The sequence below is a fragment of the Sulfuriferula plumbiphila genome (assembly GCF_009938015.1).
Lineage (GTDB): Bacteria > Pseudomonadota > Gammaproteobacteria > Burkholderiales > Sulfuriferulaceae > Sulfuriferula > Sulfuriferula plumbiphila.
The window spans coordinates 3,400,692-3,420,482 of record NZ_AP021884.1 but is presented as its reverse complement, the minus strand read 5'-3'; the positions used below and the strand labels follow the sequence as shown (position 1 = coordinate 3,420,482).

Annotated in this window: 21 protein-coding genes; 7 read left to right on the top strand and 14 right to left on the bottom strand. The window is 57.9% G+C overall.

What is annotated here, in order from left to right; translation table 11 throughout:
* Positions 1–53: 53 nt before the first annotated feature.
* Entirely contained in the window at positions 54–1,241 is a 1,188-nt protein-coding gene (locus GZH91_RS17475; protein ID WP_147074771.1) for a DesA family fatty acid desaturase, read from the top strand.
* Positions 1,242–1,315: 74 nt separating this feature from the next.
* Here GZH91_RS17475 and rpmG read toward each other — a convergent pair whose 3' ends face one another.
* From rpmG to radC, 3 genes are read right to left on the bottom strand one after another with little or no spacing between them, the layout of a single operon-like run.
* Complete coding sequence (gene rpmG, locus GZH91_RS17470) at positions 1,316–1,483, bottom strand: 50S ribosomal protein L33 (RefSeq protein WP_087445827.1); 168 nt, start codon at positions 1,481–1,483, stop codon at positions 1,316–1,318.
* Positions 1,484–1,493: 10 nt separating this feature from the next.
* Positions 1,494–1,730, bottom strand: coding sequence for a 50S ribosomal protein L28 (gene rpmB / locus GZH91_RS17465; RefSeq protein WP_124703754.1), 237 nt, complete (start codon positions 1,728–1,730; stop codon positions 1,494–1,496).
* Positions 1,731–1,789: 59 nt separating this feature from the next.
* Positions 1,790–2,464, bottom strand: coding sequence for a RadC family protein (gene radC / locus GZH91_RS17460; protein WP_147074772.1), 675 nt, complete (start codon positions 2,462–2,464; stop codon positions 1,790–1,792).
* 66 nt (positions 2,465–2,530) lie between these two features.
* On the opposite strand from radC, the gene coaBC reads away from it, so the two are divergent.
* The 3 genes from coaBC to GZH91_RS17445 all read left to right on the top strand — a co-directional run bounded on the left by coaBC (position 2,531) and on the right by GZH91_RS17445 (position 5,794).
* Positions 2,531–3,748: a bifunctional phosphopantothenoylcysteine decarboxylase/phosphopantothenate--cysteine ligase CoaBC gene (gene coaBC, locus GZH91_RS17455; RefSeq protein ID WP_147074773.1), complete on the top strand. Its 1,218-nt coding sequence runs from the start codon at positions 2,531–2,533 to the stop codon at positions 3,746–3,748.
* Complete coding sequence (dut, locus tag GZH91_RS17450; RefSeq protein ID WP_147074774.1) at positions 3,732–4,184, top strand: dUTP diphosphatase; 453 nt, start codon at positions 3,732–3,734, stop codon at positions 4,182–4,184. Before coaBC ends, dut begins: the two co-directional genes overlap by 17 nt.
* A 170-nt stretch (positions 4,185–4,354) precedes the next feature.
* On the top strand, positions 4,355–5,794 hold the full coding sequence (locus GZH91_RS17445; protein ID WP_232522196.1) for a GGDEF domain-containing protein: 1,440 nt from the start codon (positions 4,355–4,357) through the stop codon (positions 5,792–5,794).
* A gap of 2 nt (positions 5,795–5,796) precedes the next feature.
* Here GZH91_RS17445 and lnt read toward each other — a convergent pair whose 3' ends face one another.
* The 3 genes from lnt to GZH91_RS17430 are packed head-to-tail and all read right to left on the bottom strand — an operon-like array spanning position 5,797 to position 9,039.
* On the bottom strand, positions 5,797–7,266 hold the full coding sequence (gene lnt / locus GZH91_RS17440; RefSeq protein WP_147074790.1) for an apolipoprotein N-acyltransferase: 1,470 nt from the start codon (positions 7,264–7,266) through the stop codon (positions 5,797–5,799).
* Between the two features lie 19 nt (positions 7,267–7,285).
* Positions 7,286–8,359 (bottom strand): quinolinate synthase NadA, encoded by a 1,074-nt coding sequence (gene nadA / locus GZH91_RS17435; RefSeq protein ID WP_147074776.1) that lies wholly within the window; start codon positions 8,357–8,359, stop codon positions 7,286–7,288.
* Between the two features lie 8 nt (positions 8,360–8,367).
* Positions 8,368–9,039, bottom strand: coding sequence for an NUDIX hydrolase (locus tag GZH91_RS17430; protein WP_147074777.1), 672 nt, complete (start codon positions 9,037–9,039; stop codon positions 8,368–8,370).
* Positions 9,040–9,156: 117 nt separating this feature from the next.
* Here GZH91_RS17430 and hda point away from each other — a divergent pair, with 117 nt between their 5' ends.
* Positions 9,157–9,825: a DnaA regulatory inactivator Hda gene (gene hda, locus GZH91_RS17425; RefSeq protein WP_147074778.1), complete on the top strand. Its 669-nt coding sequence runs from the start codon at positions 9,157–9,159 to the stop codon at positions 9,823–9,825.
* Between the two features lie 33 nt (positions 9,826–9,858).
* Here hda and GZH91_RS17420 read toward each other — a convergent pair whose 3' ends face one another.
* Positions 9,859–10,290, bottom strand: coding sequence for an Hsp20/alpha crystallin family protein (locus GZH91_RS17420; protein WP_147074779.1), 432 nt, complete (start codon positions 10,288–10,290; stop codon positions 9,859–9,861).
* Between the two features lie 119 nt (positions 10,291–10,409).
* The gene (ylqF, locus tag GZH91_RS17415; RefSeq protein WP_147074780.1) at positions 10,410–11,300 is read right to left on the bottom strand and encodes a ribosome biogenesis GTPase YlqF; all 891 of its coding nucleotides are present in this window, start codon (positions 11,298–11,300) and stop codon (positions 10,410–10,412) included.
* 109 nt (positions 11,301–11,409) lie between these two features.
* Here ylqF and GZH91_RS17410 point away from each other — a divergent pair, with 109 nt between their 5' ends.
* Both GZH91_RS17410 and GZH91_RS17405 read left to right on the top strand, forming a co-directional pair.
* On the top strand, positions 11,410–13,011 hold the full coding sequence (locus GZH91_RS17410; RefSeq protein WP_147074781.1) for an NAD(P)/FAD-dependent oxidoreductase: 1,602 nt from the start codon (positions 11,410–11,412) through the stop codon (positions 13,009–13,011).
* Between the two features lie 64 nt (positions 13,012–13,075).
* Complete coding sequence (locus tag GZH91_RS17405) at positions 13,076–13,918, top strand: ferritin-like domain-containing protein (RefSeq protein ID WP_147074782.1); 843 nt, start codon at positions 13,076–13,078, stop codon at positions 13,916–13,918.
* A 41-nt stretch (positions 13,919–13,959) separates the two neighbouring features.
* On the opposite strand, the gene GZH91_RS17400 is transcribed toward GZH91_RS17405, so the two are convergent.
* The 6 genes from GZH91_RS17400 to GZH91_RS17375 form a co-directional block, all read right to left on the bottom strand.
* Entirely contained in the window at positions 13,960–14,751 is a 792-nt protein-coding gene (locus GZH91_RS17400; protein WP_147074783.1) for an ABC transporter ATP-binding protein, read from the bottom strand.
* A 75-nt stretch (positions 14,752–14,826) separates the two neighbouring features.
* Positions 14,827–16,089: an alginate export family protein gene (locus tag GZH91_RS17395; RefSeq protein WP_147074784.1), complete on the bottom strand. Its 1,263-nt coding sequence runs from the start codon at positions 16,087–16,089 to the stop codon at positions 14,827–14,829.
* A gap of 138 nt (positions 16,090–16,227) precedes the next feature.
* Positions 16,228–17,127, bottom strand: a complete 900-nt coding sequence (gene ntrB / locus GZH91_RS17390) for a nitrate ABC transporter permease (protein WP_170227461.1) — start codon at positions 17,125–17,127, stop codon at positions 16,228–16,230.
* 75 nt (positions 17,128–17,202) lie between these two features.
* Entirely contained in the window at positions 17,203–17,616 is a 414-nt protein-coding gene (locus GZH91_RS17385; RefSeq protein ID WP_147074785.1) for a globin family protein, read from the bottom strand.
* Between the two features lie 28 nt (positions 17,617–17,644).
* Complete coding sequence (locus GZH91_RS17380; RefSeq protein ID WP_147074786.1) at positions 17,645–18,934, bottom strand: CmpA/NrtA family ABC transporter substrate-binding protein; 1,290 nt, start codon at positions 18,932–18,934, stop codon at positions 17,645–17,647.
* Between the two features lie 260 nt (positions 18,935–19,194).
* Positions 19,195–19,770, bottom strand: a complete 576-nt coding sequence (locus GZH91_RS17375; protein ID WP_147074787.1) for an ANTAR domain-containing response regulator — start codon at positions 19,768–19,770, stop codon at positions 19,195–19,197.
* Positions 19,771–19,791 lie beyond the last annotated feature (21 nt).

Genomic DNA, 19,791 nt, shown 5'->3' with positions numbered 1-19,791 from the left:
TTTATGCCTTCCGCACTGCGATTCGCAGTCATTCATTTGAGGTAAGTGAAACTATGGATTTATTAGCAAACGGTCTGGTGGGGCATCTCCCCTGGTGGGGTTATGTTTTGGTAGCCTTGGCGCTGACCCATGTGACCATCGCCGGCGTCACGATCTATCTGCATCGCCATCAGGCGCATCGCGCCCTGGAGCTGCATCCCATCATCAGTCACTTCTTCCGTTTCTGGTTGTGGCTGAGTACCGGCATGGTCACCAAGGAATGGGCGGCTATTCACCGCAAGCACCACGCCAAATGTGAAACTCCTGAAGACCCCCACAGCCCACAAGTGCTCGGCCTGAAAAAAGTCTTTTTTGAAGGCGCAGAGCTCTACCGCGCCGAATCGAAAAATCGGGAAACCCTGGACAAGTATGGTTCCGGTACCCCAGACGACTGGCTCGAACACAACGTCTATTCGCGTTACAGCGGTAAAGGCATCGTCCTGATGATGTTGATTGACCTGGCGCTATTCGGGCCAATCGGGCTGACTATCTGGGCGGTGCAAATGGCCTGGATACCGGTTACCGCTGCCGGCATTATCAATGGCGTCGGCCACTACTGGGGCTATCGCAACTTCACTTGCGAAGATGCCAGCACCAATATCTCGCCATGGGGCATCCTGATTGGCGGCGAGGAGCTGCACAACAATCACCATGCCTACGGGAGTTCGGCCAAGCTGTCCAATAAATGGTATGAGTTCGACATTGGCTGGATGTATATCCGCATTATGGAAATTTTCGGCCTGGCCAAGGTGAAAAAAGTTGCGCCCAAGGTGCGCATGACCAAAGGCAAGGCAGTCTGCGACCTTGACACGCTGCAGGCGATCATCACGCATCGTTATGACGTGCTGACCCGGTTTGCCCGCTCGGTGAAAACGGTGTACGCGGATGAGGTGCTTAAACTCAAGGCTTCCCTGCCCCAGCTCAATGACAGCAGCATGGCTAAAAAAGTCAAACATTGGCTGCATCTGGATGCTGCAGACCTGCGTGAGCAGGATAAAGCGAGTCTGTCGGAAGTGCTGAACCAGAGCAAGGAGTTGGCCACGGTATATGCCATGCGCCAGGATCTGGCAGGGCTGTGGGCACGTTCCAGCGCCACCAAGGAACAGCTCCTGGCCCAGCTGCAGGACTGGTGCCATCGTGCCGAGTCCAGCGGGATTGAGTCACTGCAGAAATTTTCCCGCAAGCTGCGCTGCTACGCCTGATCGCATGTCCTGCCGGGTATGCAGGGTCCAATAAAAAACCCGCCTATGGCGGGTTTTTTATTGGACAAGCCGGCTTATTTCAGCTTGATTTCCTTATACAGCACATGCTTGCGTGCCTTGGGATCGAATTTCATGAATTCTAGTTTTTCCGGCGTGGTGCGCTTGTTTTTGCTGGTAGTGTAAAAATGTCCGGTACCTGCGGTGGACTCGAGTTTGATTTTTTCGCGGATTTTGCTGGCCATGTTTTACCCCTTAAACCTTCTCGCCCTTGGCGCGCATCTCTTCGAGCACAACTTCAATGCCCTTTTTGTCGATCGTGCGCAGCGCAGCAGTAGAGACGCGCAGACGCACAAAACGGTTTTCTTCTTCAAGCCAGAAGCGGCGTGACTGCAGATTGGGCAGAAAACGACGTTTGGTCTTGTTGTTGGCGTGGGAAACGTTGTTTCCCGACATCGGCGCCTTGCCGGTAACCTGACATACACGGGCCATAATGACCTCCCTACGGAATTCGGTAAAACGCGATTTATACCACATTTCCTTTGTCGGCGTCAAAGCAATCCGCGTTCCGCAAACGACACGGCGTTGCCATTGCCCACGACAAAATGGTCAAGTACCGTCACATCCACCAGCGCCAGCGCGGCTTTGAGGGCCTGGGTCAGGTTCTCGTCGGCCCTGCTGGGTTCAGCAGCGCCGGAAGGATGGTTGTGTGCCAGGATCAATGCGGCGGCATTGTGTGCCAGTGCGCGCTTGACCACTTCGCGCGGGTATACGCTGGTTTGCGTGAGTGTGCCCCGAAACAGTTCTTCGACGGCCAGTACACGATTTTGCGTATCCAGAAACACTACGCAAAACACTTCGTGGGATTGGCCCGCCAGCGCCAGGCGCAGGTAATCGCGCACCGCGTCGGGGGAGGCGAGTGCATCGGTCTGACGCATGGATTCGCCCAGCGCGCGCCGCGCCATTTCCAGCACCGCCTGCAGTTGGGCATATTTGGCGTCGCCCAGACCGTGTACGGCACAGAATTCGCCGCGGCCCGCCGCAAACAGGCGGGTCAGGCTGCCGAACTGGTGCACCAGGTCACGCGCCATGTCCACTGCGCTTTTGCCAGACACGCCGGTGCGCAAAAAAATGGCCAGCAATTCGGCATCGCTTAACGCTTGCGCGCCGCGCCGCAGAAGTTTTTCCCGGGGGCGGTCGTCCTCCGGCCAGTCGCGAATCGCCATTCATCCCCCTATTCCCGTAAAATATGCTTATTGTTCAAACTATCCACGCGTTGGCGTGAGGCTATCATGCCGGATTTGCAACATAAACGCATTCTGTTGGGCATCACCGGTGGCGTGGCGGCGTATAAGGCAGCGGAATTGACGCGCCTGCTGGTCAAGGCCGGCGCGGAAGTGCGCGTGGCGATGAGTGCGGCAGCCACGCAGTTTGTTACCCCGCTAACCTTCCAGGCGCTGTCCGGCAAGCCGGTGCTCACCCAGTTGTGGGATACCGATGTGGATAACGGCATGGCGCACATCGAATTCACGCGTGGTGCAGACGCGGTGCTGATTGCCCCGGCCAGTGCCGATTTTATTGCCAGGCTGGTGCATGGCCTGGCAGATGACCTGCTGTCCACCCTGTGCCTGGCACGCGCTTGCCCGCTGCTGGTAGCGCCCGCGATGAACCGGCAGATGTGGGAAAACCCGGCAACTCAGCGGAATATTCATCAATTGCGTGTCGACGGAGTAGCGCTGCTGGGGCCCTCCGCTGGAGAACAGGCATGTGGAGAAACCGGTCTGGGGCGGATGCTGGAGCCGGCTCAATTGCTGGCAGGGCTCAGCGCGCATTTTCAGCCCAAACTGCTGGCTGGGCTGCGTGTGCTGGTGAGTGCAGGACCCACGCTGGAAATGATAGATCCAGTGCGCGCGCTCACTAATATCAGCTCCGGCAAAATGGGCTACGCGGTCGCACGCGCAGCCCATGAGGCGGGCGCAGCGGTGACGCTGGTAAGCGGCGCTACTTGCCTGGATGCGCCGCTGGGCGTCACCCGGCTGTCGGTAACCAGCGCTGAAGACATGGCGCAGGCGGTGGAGAGCGTGGTGGGTGATGTGGATATTTTCATCAGTGTGGCGGCGGTGGCGGATTATCGCCCGGCCACCCGCGCGACCCAAAAAATCAAAAAAAGCGAACACACACTTACGCTTGATCTAATTCCCAATAAAGATATTCTCCAGAAAATCGCGGACCGTGCAGACGCGCCATTCTGTGTCGGCTTTGCAGCGGAAACCGATAATCTGCTCGAGCATGGCGAGGCCAAACGTCAACGCAAACACCTGCCCCTGCTGGTTGTCAACCGCGCCCAGGACGCACTCGGCAGCGACGACAACGAATTGTTGCTACTCGATGACGCGGGCAACCACTGGTTGCCGCGTGCCGGCAAACTGGTGCTGGCGCGCCAACTCATCGCCCATATTGCACGCCTGTATTTACAAAAAACCAGGGGAAACCATGCTGCGCCAAATTGATGTCAAAATTCTCGACGCCAGACTAAACAACGACTTGCCCAGCTATGCGACTCCGGGTGCCGCAGGCATAGACCTGCGTGCCTGTATCGATGCGCCACTGGGACTTGCTCCCGGCCAGACCGAGCTGGTTCCGACTGGTATGGCGATTCACATTGCTCAGTCCGATCTGGCCGCGTTGATCCTGCCGCGCTCCGGGCTTGGCCACAAACACGGGATCGTGCTGGGCAACCTGGTAGGACTGATTGATTCGGATTACCAGGGGCAACTGTTTGTTTCGATGTGGAATCGCGGCAACCAGACATTTGTTGTCAAACCGCTGGAGCGTATCGCTCAACTGGTCATGGTGCCTGTGGTGCAAGTGGCGTTTAATGTGGTGGAAGAATTTGCTGCATCCGAACGCGGCGCGGGCGGCTTTGGCAGTACCGGCCGGCACTGAGCAATGGTCGAACTTCATCGCTGAGAGGTGCGCGCGAAGGGCAGTCACCCGCAACCAAAATCCAGGCATGGTAATTGCTGCTGTTTTGCTAGACAAAACTTACCGCTGACAGATATTTCAGGCCAATATCGAGTCAGCAATAACCCTGGATGGATGGTAGGCTCACAATCATGAAACCCTCTTTGGCGCGATTTAGCATGGCGCTTTTTGCTGCGCTGGAGATAACCCTGGTGCTGACGATGTTGGCTGTGTACTGGGTTTCCAGTCCGGCACGCCACGCTGCATCTGCGCCGGGAGAAGGCTTGGTGATTGCCCAGCAGATCGAGGGCCTGGCACACGACGTACACCAGACAGCGAAACTGATTGCCAGGCATCCGCAGACCATAGCCTGTTTAAAAAGCGGCGCTGAAGACCTGTGTCGCAATCAGGCTGCCAATATTTATGCCCTCAATGAAGGTGTGCAAATTTTTTTGGTACCGGAGCAACGAGTGAACAGCCAGGCGGGCGATGCGTCCGTGCTGCCGGAGGCCTATACGCGTTTTGTGGTGGGCCCGGATGCGCATCCCACTGCCGCCGCCAGCATGAGCTTGACCGTTTCTGAACCTGTGGTAGAGGGCACGACCCAGTTGGGTCACGTCATTCTTACCCAGGCCGTGCCGCATCTGCAGGATCTGTTTGATACCCTGCCGTTGCCCGGCGGCTATCTGGAGCTGCGTCAGTACACCGGTCCAGGCACATACACCGTTGTGCGCCGGCGCGGTGACGAGAGTCTCAAGACCGGTTCTGCGGCGCAAGAGATTGCGCTGGCCGGAACGCCCTGGAAGCTGGCGCTATGGAAAGACAGCCCCCGGCCCGCGATCGCACTACTGACTTATTTCACGGTATGGCTGGTATTGTCGGTGCTGCTGACAGCGATGGTGTGGCTGCTTTACCTGCGGTTACGCACCTGGATCAATGAAGATCTCAACGCTATTGTCAATCTGGTGACGGATATCCGCAGACAACGGGTGCGTTCTTCATACCACGTCAATCTGGCGGAATTCGAGAAACCGCTGGCTATGCTGGTAAAACTGGCACAGCTCACCGTGGGTAAACAAAAGGAAGTCGAGTCGCAAGCCAGTCTCGATCATCTGTCGCAGGTATACAACCGGCGCAGTTTTGATGTCCGTCAGGGCGAGCTGTTCAAAACACTACAGCAAGGTCAGGTGCACAGCCTGTTGATTATTGACATCGACAATTTCAAATATGTAAACGACACTTACGGCCACGATGCGGGCGATCAGCTCATTGCCCAGTTCGGTCAGGCGCTCAAGGTGCACCTGCGCGCCAGTGATTTCGTGGCGCGCCTGGGCGGTGATGAGTTCTGCGTGATTTTTCCGAATACGCCGCTGCCCCGGGCAGTAGAGCTGGCTGAGCGCCTGCGCGCCAATCTGCCCGCCGTGCTGGAACTGACCCCCGGTGTGTTGCACCGTCTCAACTGGAGTGGCGGTCTGAGCGAATACAGTCCAAAAGACTCTGCAGAAAACATGGCGCTTATCCGCGCGGACGGGGCACTCCTGGAAGCCAAGCGTGGAGGACGCAATATGACGCGGATCAAGGCCGCCGCGTAGCATCATCTTTGCGCGTCCTTGCACCGTACCACAGCCCAGGCGGCTACCAGCATCAAACCACACAGCAGCAGTACGGCATGATTGCCCCAGTTCACAAACGGCGTCGCGCCCTGATAGCCTTGTGCTGTGCCATTGAGCGTGGCGCGGGTGAACAGGGGCAGCTGTTGCAGCACTCGCCCCTGTGTATCAATGATGGCCGTGGCACCGGTATTGGTGGCACGCAGCATGTAGCGCCCGGCTTCCAGCGCACGCATCTGGGAAATCTGCAAATGCTGCCAGGGCGCTACCGAATCGCCAAACCACGCATCATTGCTCACGTTTACCAGTAGCGTGGCGCGCGGCAATTGATGGATGATTTCTTCGCCAAACACGTCTTCATAGCAGATATTCATTGCGACATGCTGGCCCGCCACCGGCATCGGCAGCTGATAGGCATCGCCGCGTGCGAAATCAGAGAGCGGGATGTGCAGCACATTGATAATCCATCCGAACAACCATTTCGCCGGGATGTATTCGCCGAATGGCACCAGGTGAAATTTACGGTAGGTTTGCGTGGGTGCGGTACCAAAGCTCAACACGCTGTTGAAATAGCGCCCATCCGGGAATTGTTCCGGCATCCCTACCAGCACGTCGCCACCATGGGCGCGCGCAGTCTGCGCCAAATCATTCAGGTAGCTGGCCGGTACCTGGTCGTAAAATACCGGAATGGCGGTTTCCGGCAGGATGATAAGCCGGCCCGGACTGGCAGCCACCATGGCGCGGTAATCGCGCAGGGTACTGACCAGCTTTTCCGGTTGCCATTTCATGTCCTGCGCAATGTTGCCCTGCAACAGGCTGACCGCGACGGGCGCACCAATGGGTTGAGTCCAATGAATCTGGCTCAAACCCCAACCCATCAGCCATAGCACTGCGGCCATCAGCACATACCGCAATCGTCCCAGCGCCAATACCGCCGCGCTTAGCGCCAGCATCAGCGATACCCCATACACACCGAATAGCGGCGCAAAACCCGCCAGGGGGCTGTCTGGTACTTGCGCATAGCCGATTGCCAGCCAGGGAAAGCCGGTAAAAATCCAGCCGCGCACCCATTCCCCCAGCACCCACAGCGCGGGTATTGCCAGTAGCCAACGCCATACCCCGGCGTTGCGCAAGCCGTGCTGGCAGCCCCCCACTGCGGCCGGAAACAAGGCGAGGAACGCACAGAACAGGCCCGTCGCCAGCAGCGCCAGCGGCAACGGCATGGCGCCGTAGGTATGCAGGCTGATGTATACCCAGGACACGCCGCTGCCGAAATAGCCCAGGCCGAATAAAAATCCGCTGAGCATTGCCTGGCGTGCGCTATGTTGATGACGCCACAGCCAGATCAATCCGGCAAGGCTGAACAGGGGAATGACAAACGCGTAAAACGGCGCAAAACCAAATACGCTGACAGCGCCCAGCAACAACGCGGCAATGGGATGCCAGCGCGGCACCCGGATGGGATGTGCCAAATTAGGCCGCTCCGCGCATCTGTGATGCAATCTGCTGCTGCGCGGCAAAGTCCAGCATACGCTGGATAGAACGCACGGCACGGCAGCGAATCGGCTCGGCAATATGGATTTCGTTATCTCCGGTTTCCAGTACCTGCGCCAGTTTTTGCAGTCCATTCATCGCCATCCACGGGCAATGCGCGCAACTGGTACACGTCGCACCCACCCCGGCAGTAGGGGCCTCGAGGAAAATCTTGCCGGGTGCGACCGCTTGCATTTTATGGAAAATGCCATTATCGGTTGCAACGATAAAGGTCTGGTTGGGCAGGTTCTGCGCGGCGCGGATCAGCTGCGTGGTGGAGCCCACCACATCGGCCAGTGCAATCACTCCAGCGGGCGACTCGGGATGCACCAGCACCGCAGCGTCCGGGTGTGCAGCCTTCATTTTTTGTAGCGCTTCCGCCTTGAATGCCTCGTGCACCACACATGAACCCTGCCATAGCAGCATGTCGGCACCGGTAATTCTTTGCACATAATCACCGAGATATTTGTCCGGCGCCCACAGAATTTTTTTGCCCTGCTGGTGCAGGTGCTCGACGATTTTTACCGCGGTGCCCGAGGTCACCACCCAGTCTGCGCGTGCTTTCACCGCTGCCGAAGTATTGGCGTAGACCACCACTACGCGTTCCGGATGCTGGTCGCAAAATGCGGAAAACGTATCTGCCGGACAGGCCAGATCGAGCGAGCAGTTGGCTTGCAGGTCCGGCATCAACACACGCTTTTCCGGGTTAAGGATTTTCGCGGTTTCGCCCATGAATTTGACTCCGGCCACAATCAGTGTACGTGCCTCATGGGCATGACCAAAACGCGCCATTTCCAGCGAATCGGAGACGCAGCCGCCGGTGTCTTCGGCCAGGTCCTGTATATCTGCAGAAGTATAGTAGTGCGCCACCAGCACCGCGTTGTGTTGCAGCATCAGCATCCTGATGCGGGCAATGAGTGTTGCGCGCGCGCTATCGGTGAGTTGCGCTTCCACCAGCGGCGGCGCAATGATGTGAGGCACTTTGGGCATCTGGATCAGGGGCAGGGCGTTCATGGTCGGCCTCACTTGAGGTAGAGCACCGCGCCGGGGTGTTGCACGCGGTAGAGTTTTGCCGGGCGGTGGCTACCCACACGGCGGCTGGTGCCGGTTTCGCTGATGAGATCAAGCGCCAGGATGTGCTTGCGGAAATTGCGCTTGTCCAGCGCCTCGCCGCGTATGGTTTCGTAGACTTTCTGCAATTCGCCCAGGGTGAATTCCTTTTGCATGAATCCGAATGCCACGGTGGAATAATCCAGCTTGGCGCGCAGCCTTTGCTGGGCCAGCGCAATAACCTCGCGATGGTCGAAAGCCAGCTCCGGCAACGCATCCATTGGGAACCATGCGACTTCCGCCGCATCCGACCCCGCCACCGGCGAGAGGATTTCGCTTGGCGCCAGCGCGTAATAGGTCACGCTGATGATGCGTTCGCGCGGGTCGCGATCGGGCTTGCCGAAGGTATAGAGCTGCTCCAGGTACACGCCCGTCACCCCGGTTTCCTCGGCCAGCTCACGCAGCGCGCAGTCTTCCAGGCATTCGTCCGTGTCGACGAAGCCGCCCGGCAGCGCCCAGCAGCCCTGAAACGGTGCGCTGCGGCGCCGGATCAGCAACACCGCCAAGCGCTCTTCACGAATAGTGAACAGCGCGATGTCGGTTGTGACCGCCGGGTGTGGATGGTTGTAGCAAAACGATTTCATTGAGGATTTGCCATGGTGTAAAAAATACACCACAAAGATAGTGTTGTTAAGACACTATGTCAAGCAGATTGTGAGACGTTTGCCGGCGCATCTTGCGATGCCTGTTAAAATGGCCACATGAAACAACTTGTGCTTGATATCGTTGCCCCCCCCGCCCCCCGCCTCGCCAATTTTGTCATCGGCCGCAATGCGGAATTGCTGCACGTCTTGCGTGAGTTGGCTGAGGGTAAGGGTAACGAGCGTCAGCTGTATGTATGGGGAGCGCCCGGCAGCGGCAAGACGCATTTGTTGCAGGCTGCGGTGGCCACGGCGGTTGAACGTGGATGGGCAGCACGCTGCGTCGACGCTGCAGAATTTATGGATGCTATGGACCGGGCGGTAGATTTCCTGGCAATAGATGCCGCACACAGGCTCGACGCCGCCGCCCAGATTGCCCTGTTCAACCGCATCAACGCGCTGCGTGAAGGCCATGGGCGGCTCTTGGTCGCGGGCAATGCCGCGCCAGCGCAGCTTGAGCTGCGCGTTGACCTCACCACACGTCTGGGTTGGGGTTTGGTGTATCAGGTACAGGCGCTCACCGACGCGGAAAAAAACCAGGTACTGACCACCTACGCTGCGGGTCGTGGCTTTAGCCTGCAACCGGGCGTGGCCGAGTATCTTTTGCGACATTGGCGCCGCGATCTGCCGTCATTGCTCGCGGCGCTGGATACCCTCGACCATTACTCGCTGGAAACCCAGCGACCCGTCACCGTGCCGCTGTTGCGTGAAGTTTTGCACGCTGAATGAATAAAAAGGCGGCTTGCGCCGCCTTGTGAACATTTAATGGATTTCCAGCCGCCTGGCTGAAGTAGCGGCTTTTTTGGGTAAGCGCAACTCCAGTACACCATCGTTGTACTTGGCCTCTGCGGCGGCATCGTCAATGTCGCTGCCCAAGGTAAAGCTGCGATATGCCTTGCCGTAGTAGCGCTCCGAGCGCAGCAGTTTTTCACCGTCCTTGTCCTCGGTTTGGCGTTTGGCTTCAGCGGTGAGCGAGACCTGGTTCCCGTCTATGGTGACGTGGATATCTTCTTTTTTCACACCGGGTACTTCGGCTTGCACGGTGTAGGCCTGGTCATCCTCTTTCACATCCATCTTGATTTGTACGGCAGCCTCACTATTAGCGGCGCGCACCGGACGGAAAAAGCCGCGGAACAGATCATCAAACGGTTCGACGGTAAAATCAAAAGGGTCGTAACGGGAAATATTTGCCATTTCAAAACTCCTTTTTCTCAGGTTGATAATCAGGCACCCACGCTGTATGGATACCTGCCTGAATCAAATATATTTCCTGTCAAGGGAATTTCAAGGGCCATTGCATTTTACTTGCACTGTTAACCCGGATACTCACTATCCTGGGCGATAGAACAGGCGCTTAACATGATGCGGCGCTGCTCAGGAGTTTCCAGGCTGACGCGCCCCAAGGTGCCGTCACGGTAATCCTGCAGGAGGGTCAACGCCGCTTTTTCCAGGTCGGCTTCACCCCCCTTCAGGCGATAACCACGACGTTTGGCGATGGCTTCGATGACACCGACCCCGTCCAGCCCATCCAGTGCAAAACCATAACGCGCCTGCAACAGGGCGGGGTAATTTGCCACCACGCTATTTGCAAGGAAAGTGGCCACTTCTTCGTCAATCACCGCGTTGCGCCCTACCGCGTGGCTGGCTGCCAGCATCAGGCCATCGCTTTCATGCTGAATTTTCGGCCATAACATGCCCGGGGTGTCCACCAGCGTCATGCTGTCATTGAGTTCCAGCCGCTGTTGGCTTTTGGTCACCGCGGGTTCGTCACCCACCTTGGCCACACGGCGTTTGAGCAGTGCGTTCATCAGGGTGGATTTGCCGACGTTGGGAATGCCCATGATCATCATGCGCAGCGGCTTGATCGGTGTGCCGCGATGTGGCGCGAGTGCCAGGCAAAGTGCGGGAATCCTGGCGACATCGCCGGTTTTTTTGCACGATAGCGCCACCGCCTTGACGTCCTTTTGCGCGTTATAGAATTTGAGCCAGGCTTGTGTTGCGGCCGGGTCGGCCAGATCGGCCTTGTTGAGGATTTTCAGGCACGGGCGCTGGCGTGCGAGGCGCAGCTCGGCAATCATCGGGTTGCTGCTGGCCTCGGGCAGGCGCGCGTCGACCACCTCGATCACCATGTCGGTCTGTGCCATGGTTTCGGCGGCCTTTTTGCGCGCCGCGGTCATGTGTCCGGGGTACCATTGAATTGCCATGCGTAATCTACAATCTAATCAAAAGCTTATTTTACCCTTAGGCAAGGCATGCGTGTTGTCTGCCGTAGCACGGTAAAATGTTCCATTGGCACCGGATTGAAGGCAATACATGCTGCGCATTACCGAACTCAAACTCCCGCTCGACCATCCCGAAGCCGCGCTCAGGGCGGAAATCCTGCGCCGTCTGGGTATCGCCGGCGATGAACTTCTGGGCTACACGATTTTTCGGCGCGCGCATGATGCGCGCAAGCGCCCGCTGATTACCTTTACCTACACCCTTGATGTCGACGTCCAGGATGAGGAGGCGGTGCTGCGCCGGCTGAAAAATGATCGTCATGTCGCGCCTGCGCCAGACACCGGCTACCATTTTGTCGCCCACGCCTCGACCAGCTTGACCGAGCGACCGGTGGTCATCGGCACCGGGCCATGCGGTATGTTTGCCGGGCTGATCCTGGCTCAGATGGGGTTTCGCCCTGTCATCCTGGAGCGTGGCAAGGCGGTGCGCGAGCGCACCAAAGACACCTGGGGCTTGTGGCGCAATGGGATACTGAATCCGGAGTCCAATGTACAGTTCGGTGAGGGTGGCGCAGGCACGTTTTCTGACGGCAAGCTTTACAGCCAGATCAAGGATCCCAGGCACTTGGGGCGCAAGGTGATTGCCGAGTTCATCCAGGCTGGCGCACCGCCGGAGATCGCCTTTGTCAGCAAGCCGCACATTGGCACCTTCCGGCTGGTCGGCATGGTGGAAAAAATTCGCGCCACGATTGAATCCCTGGGGGGCGAAATACGCTTTCAGAGCCGGGTAGATAATCTGGATATCGAAGACGGCCAGGTGCGCGGCGTGACGCTGGCCAGCGGCGAGCACATCGTTGCACGCCATGTGGTCCTGGCGGTGGGGCACAGCGCACGCGATACCTTTGAAATGCTCTACCAGCGCGGCGTGCATCTCGAGGCCAAGCCGTTTTCGGTGGGGTTTCGCATCGAGCATCCGCAGTCGCTGATTGACCACTGCCGCTTGGGTGAGCGCGCCGGCCATCCTGAGTTAGGGGCAGCAGACTACAAGCTGGTTCATCACGCGCAAAATGGTCGTGCGGTGTACAGCTTTTGCATGTGTCCGGGCGGCACGGTGGTGGCGGCGGCGTCCGAGCCGGGACGCGTAGTTACTAACGGCATGAGCCAGTATTCGCGTAACGAGCGCAACGCCAATGCGGGTATCGTGGTGGGCATCACCCCTGACGACTACCCCGGTCATCCGTTGGCGGGGATCGCTTTTCAGCGCCACTGGGAAGCGCGCGCGTTTGAGCTGGGTGGGCGCGATTACCGTGCACCGGGGCAATTGGTGGGCGACTTTATTGCCGGGCGCGCGTCTACCGGATTCAGCACGGTATTGCCGTCTTACACGCCGGGGGTGAAGCTGGGCGCGCTCGATAGCAGCTTGCCCGATTATGTCATCGCCGCAATGCGCGAGGCACTGCCGGCGTTTGACAAACAAATCCGCGGTTTTGCCATGCATGATGCCGTGCTCACCGGCGTGGAAACGCGCACCTCGTCACCCATCCGTATCACCCGTAACGCAGCGTATCAGAGCCTCAATACCCGCGGCCTGTATCCGGCGGGAGAGGGTGCGGGCTATGCGGGCGGGATTTTGTCCGCCGCAGTGGATGGCATCAAGGTGGCCGAGGCGGTGGCGCTGGCGCTGTTGCACGCATAGGCGCTAAATAGAACCGCAGGCACTCGTTTTAGTCTGACCAAGAACACAAGCAGGTGACCTTAATATGCCAGACCCAGATACACACCTACCCATTGTCGCGCCGCATCCATGGTTGATTGACCAGATTGCGTTTGACTGCATAGCGCATGAGCGCATTGTCAGCGAAGATACCTGGTTTTATGTGCTAGCTGCCGCATCGTTTGTGGAGAGTTTGTCTGATTTGTACACACACAATCTGCTGGGCCACATGGAGGACGATCCCGAAGCCAGCCAATGGCTGCGCGAGCGCTGGGAACCGGAGGAACTGCAGCACGGACGCGCGCTGCGTCGCTATGTGGAGACGGTGTGGCCCGCATTTGATTGGCAGACGGCGTTTGACGGATTCTGCGCAGACTATCGCCCGTATTGCAAACCCGAACTGCTGGAGCCTACGCGCGCGCTGGAGATGGTTGCACGCTGTGTCGTGGAAACCGGTACCTCGGGCCTGTACGGTCTGCTGCAGCAGATCAGTCCGGAGCCGGTGCTCACCACGCTGGTGGGGCATATCCGCAGCGACGAAGTGGGACACTACAAATACTTCTATCATTTTTTCCTGCGTTATCGCGAGATAGAGCGTCCGTCACGCTGGCAAGTGGCGCACGTGCTGCGGCAGCGACTAGGGGTGATCGGTCAGGAGGATGCCTATCTGGCAGTAAAAAATGCATTTGAGGTGCGCAACCCGGGACGGAAATTCAGCCCCGAGGATTTTCAGCGTTTTCAACATACTGCAGGGCACTGGGCCCGTACCGATTACCCCTATGAAATGACCGTGAAAATGCTGCTCAGGCCGTTGCGGTTGCCGGGCTTCATCAACCGCATGGCCTTGCCGCTGCTGATGCGCCAGGCACGACGCGTAGTCGCGCCATAGCGTGCACAGGCTCGGCGTTTTGATACGACCATTCGGCTAGTTCAGGCAGCAGGCCGCATCTGGCGTTGATACAAAAACTCCAGCACACGTGCGCGCAAGTGATGGTAACGCGCGTCGTTAGCCAGCGCCAGGCGGTCGCGCGGACGCGCCAGGTCCACCGTAAGAATTTCGCCGATGGTGGCGGCCGGGCCGTTGGTCATCATCACGATGTGGTCGGACAACAGCACCGCCTCATCCACATCATGGGTCACCATAATGACCGTGCTTTTGGTCTCGGCGACAATTTTCATTAGCTCGTCCTGCAGGTGCGCACGGGTCAGTGCATCAAGTGCGCCGAACGGCTCGTCCAACAGCAACACCTTGGGTTCCATCGCTAACGCGCGGGCAATGCCGACGCGCTGCTTCATGCCACCGGAGATTTCATGCGGGCGTTTGTGTTCTGCGTGAGCCAGCCCGACCAGTGCCAGTGCATCGATGGTACGTTGCTTGAGCTTGGCTTTGTTCTCCTGCCGACCAAACACGCGCTCCACCGCGAGGTAGATATTTTCGTGACAGGTGAGCCAGGGTAACAAGGAATGGTTCTGGAACACTACGCCACGTTCCGGTCCTGGCCCCTTGATCTCGCGCCCGGCACATAGCGCCATGCCACTGCTGGCGTCCTGCAGGCCGGCCACGACGTTGAGCAGGGTTGATTTGCCACAGCCGGAGTGTCCGATCAGGGTGAAGAATTGCCCTTGGTCGATGTTCAGATTGATATTGTGCAGCGCGTGAAATGTCCCTTTTTTGGTGGGGAACGTTACATCCACTTTTTCCAGGTATACGAATTTTTCCATTTTGATCTCCTTCCGAGAGCCAGTAACACTAGCGGGTAGCGACTAGCCGGTTAAGCGGCTGGCTATCGCGCACAGTCAGAATTGCACTTCGGCCTGTAACCAGAACTTGTCTATGTCCTGGGCGAGAACAGGATTCCGCGTCCGGTTCAAGGCATTGGTATCACCGCGATAAGTCGCGTATTTAGCCAATAAGGTAAGGTATTTGCCTAATTTTTTCGAAGCTTGTGCATCCCACTCCTTGCCGTATTGATAGCCAAGGTGATCGGATGAAAAATCATGGTAGGCGGCAAGCAGGCTGACGCCTCCCAATGCACCTCCTGCGCTGATGAAGGCGTCTTTGATACCATCTTTCGGGGTAGTGAGAAATTTATCGGCCCAGCCGTTAAATGCATGCAGTGTGGCAAGCGGCGTAGCGAAGCCGTATATCCCGTCTCCGCCCAACAGTTCATAGTTGAACTTGATCTGCATCCCTTGCAAACCGAGGCCCAGCATGGCGTAGCCATAGTCGGCGTCAATCGTCGATGCACCGTTGCTGTAATTGCTTTGCTTGGCGTATTCGGCGGTATAAAGCAGTTTCGTTTTGTCGATTGCATAAGCGCCATCGAAACGCAGGCCCAGTGTTTTGTTGGAAGCAGTGACCGGAATAGATTGTCCAGGTTTATAGTCCAGAAAGTAGCCGTAGCCGACAAGCGTCCCTGCTTTGAGGCCTTTATAGCCAATATTGAGAAGGTCGCCATCCATCCGAAGGTTGCCCAAAGTGGGATTTTTGTCGCTAAAAATCCGGTTGACGTTGGTAATGTGTGCGTAGGAGGCGGCGGTTGCAGGCAGCGTGGTATTGACCAGCGTTAAGGCGTCGAAGGTTTGCTCATTCTGGCGCCATCCAACATTGCCGATAAAGCGTTGATTGTCATAAACGATCACTTGGCGGCCATACTTGAGCGCGGTCTTGGGGATGCCCTTGAAGCCTAGATAGGCCTGATTGATTTCGGTATCTGCTGGATCCGCCACCACCGGATATTGGCTGAGGTGGTTGACCGTACTGTTATAGCGTTCGCTACCGATCGCACGCACATCCTCAAACTGCACGAAGGCGTCGAAGTTCTTGTAATCGCCTGTGGCATATCCAAGTTGTGTGCGCAACGTGGAGGCCTGGGCTTTTTTGGCGATGCCTTCCTGGTCGACCCATTCGTAACGATAACGCAGGTCGCCAGAAATTTTACCTCCGGTCAGTGCTTCCACGAGCGTCTCGGCGCTTTGCGCCATAGGGGCAAAAGCGACAAGGCAAACGCCCATACACGCAGAATAGGTGAGGCTGTGACGTACCTTTTTCTTGTTCATTAAATACTCCGCAAGCGTTCATGGCTGGTTATAAAAAGGAATTTTTTCATCCACATCGATTAGCCCTATCAGCCTGTTGGCCGCCCTGTCAACCTGGGCGCAGGAGCGCAGATCAGGCGAACAAGCTTTATTGCTGCCTCACTCATAATCAAACCGTTTCGCTATCAGTACCAGCAGCTGTTCCAGCAACAGGCCAACGATGCCCACCACAAAGATGGCAATGATGATGTGTGCGACGTTGAGGTTGTTCCACTCGTCCCAGATCCAGAAGCCAATTCCCACGCCGCCGGTGAGCATTTCGGCGGCGACGATTACCAGCCAGGCCACGCCGATGGACAGGCGTATCCCGGTGAGTACGTGTGGCACGACGGCAGGGAACAAGATACGGCTGAATACTTTCCATTCGGACAGATTGAGCACGCGGGCGACATTGAGATAATCCTGTGGCACCTGGCGCACGCCAACGGCGGTGTTGAGTACCATCGGCCAGATGCTGGAGATGAAAATCACCCAGATCGAGGCGGGCTCGGCGCGGTGGAACACCAGCAGGCCAATCGGCAGCCAGGCCAGTGGCGACACGGGCCGCAGCAGGCTGATGATGGGCGCGGTCATCTCCGCGAGGAACCTGAAGCGGCCTATCATGAAGCCCAGAGGAATGCCGACCAGGGCGGCCATGCCAAAGCCGAGACCCACTCGATACAGCGAATACAGGATGTTCCAGCCTATGCCCTGGTCGTTGGGGCCATTGTTGTAAAACGGATCGGCGAATAACGCCTGCGCTGAAACCCAGGTTTTGTAAGGGCCGGGCAGGTTGCTCGTTTCCTGGGCGATCAATGCCCAGATACCGATAAAGGCGGCTATGCCCAACAGGGGTGGAGTCAGGACGCGCAACACGGTGCCGAGCTTTTCTTTAAGGTTGAGTCTGAGCCGGGGTTCGGCTGGTTTGACTACCGGCTCGGCGACTTCCACCATGGTATTTGTCGTGCTGGCGTCATTTGCGGGCGGAATGGGTTGCAGGGTTCGGTAAACGGCACTCATGGTGAATCTCCTTGATTTCTGTTTGCCTGCGCATGTGACGGCCGTCAACGTGATCAGCCGGCAATAGCTGTGGTGTCATGCCGTGGCGCACGCAGCCGGCTTCATGGCGGTGGCCAGTGTGGTGTAGGCGCTGATCCAGGCCAGCTTTACGGCCGGCGTGAAGCCCTCGCCCAAGCCTTGGCCGAGCGTCCAGATCAGTGCCTCTCCCACGGTGTCGTAGTGGCGGTCTTTCACCCCGTACCCGGCATGGCGCCGCCCCAGGTCTTCAACGGCACCCAGAATCGGCCCCAGCTGGTCGAGGCTGTTGACTACCGTGTTGATCATGGCCATCAGCTTGCGCCCCTGCCCGGCCATGTCGCCTTTGAACATGCCGCGCAGGGAGGGATCCAGTTCAAACAGCCTGGTGTAAAACAGGCCTGCGGCAGTGTCCTTGATGGGCAGAACCTGTTGCCAGCTGGACTTGACCAGGGTGATTTGCTCGGGCGTCATGATCGTTTCCTTGTGAGTTTCAGATGGGCTAGGCTTTGATCTTGAAGCCGTTGGCGTATTTCTTCGGATCCTTGCCGTCCCACACCACCCCGTCGATCAGCCTGGCAGAGCGCATCGGGCTCTTCGGTACGGCGATCTTGAGCTGGGTGGCGGCCTCGGTGTAGAGCTTGATCTGGTTGACCTTTTGCGCCTCGGCCAGATAGTCGGGATCAGATTTGAGCAGACCCCAGCGTTTGTGCTGGGTAAGGAACCACATGCCGTCGGAAAGATAGGGGAAGTTCACCTTGCCGTCGTTGAAGAATTTCATGTAGTTCGGATCCTGCCATTTCTTGCCCAGGCCGTTGTTGTACTGGCCATGCATGCGGCCTTCAATGGAGTCGACGTCGGTGTTCACGTAGGACTTCTCGGCGATGATCTTGGCGACTTGGGTACGGTTGCTCATGGTGTCGATGTAACGCGAGGCATCCAGCACCGCCATGATCAGCGCACGCGCGGTATTGGGGTGTTTGGCGACCCAGTCGGCGCTGGTGCCGAGGATTTTCTCCGGGTGGTCTTTCCAGATTTCCTGGGTGGTGACGGCGGTGAAACCGACATTGTCGCGGATGGCGCGCGCATTCCACGGTTCGCCCACGCAAAAGCCGTCCATGTTGTCGACGCGCATGTTGGCAATCATTTGCGGCGGCGGCACGGTAATCACCTTGGCCTCGGTGAACGGGTTGACGCCGTAGGTCGCCAGCCAGTAATACAACCACATGGCATGGGTGCCGGTGGGAAAGGTCTGGGCAAAGGTGTATTCGCGCGGCTCGGCCTTGATGAGCCTGGCCAGGCTTACGCCATCCACCGCGCCTTTGGCCTTGAGCTGATCGGATAGCGTAATCGCCTGGCCGTTGTTGTTGATGGTCATCAGATTGGCCATGTCTTTCTTCGGCCCGCCGATACCCATTTGCACGCCGTAAATCAGGCCATACAGCACGTGCGCCCCATCCAGCTCGCCGTTCACCAGCTTGTCGCGCACGGCGGCCCAAGAGGCTTCCTTGCTCGGCATGATTTTAATGCCGTATTTTTTGTCGAAGCCCAGCACGCTGGCGATGACCACCGAGGCGCAATCGGTGAGTGGAATGAAGCCGATTTTGATCTCGGTTTTTTCTGGTGCATCAGAGCCTGCTGCCCAGGCACCACTGCGCACGCCGGGGGCAACCATGCTCATTAAGGCGGCGCCGCCCAGAATGCCGGTGGATTTTTTGAGGAAATCACGACGCGTGTTTTCCGGGGTGGAGGAAGTGACGTCAATGTGGCTGTCGTTTGGCTGGTTGCTCATTGTGGCTGCTCCGTATGGGCGTGCAGATTGCCGTCGCCGGGTTTCTGCAGAATCAAGATAAATGCGCTTGCGGAGTGCCGCCCGCCGTTGGACAGGACTCGGAGCCTATATAGCAAGGCTCGTGCCTGTTTGAAATAAATTAATCAAGCAGATGATTTATATGGATTAAATTTCCTGTTCAGAGAAACCGGGACGAGACGGGCAATGCTGAATGCGCACGACGACAGTGCGCGCAATACGCGCTTTGGCACAACGATGGTTCAGCCGTGTTGGTCAAGCTGTTGCAGAATGGACTCGGCGATTTCCACCAGGCGGCGGTTTTCGGACATGGCGGCGCGGCGCATGGCGTGGTAAGCAGCGTCTTCAGGCAAGCCCCGATGTGCCATGAGTTTGCGTTTCGCGGCGTCAATCACATTGCGCTCGTGCGTCTTGCGCGCCGCCTCAGCGGCGGTCCGCAACAGTATCTGGTGTTCTTCAAAACGTACCCGCGCCACTTCCAGGATCGGACGGATGCGCTCGGCGTCCAGCCCATCCACCACATAGGCGGATACCCCGGCCTTGAGCGCCGCACGGATGGATTCGCTGGCGTCATCCTGGGTGAACATGACCACCGGACGCGGGCAGTCGCGGGTGGCGATGCAGAGGTGTTCAAGGGTATCGCGGTCAGGTGAATCGGTACCCATGATAATGATGTCGGGCGCATGTGCCGCCACTGCGGCGGCCAGTTCAAAAGCCGAGTTCACCACGTCGGCTACCGCATAGCCCTGGTCGCGAAACGCCTGTTCCAGCCGGGTGGCGCGGGTGGCGTCATGATCGGCAATCAGTACGGTCAACATGGGTGCTTCCTTCAAATACAC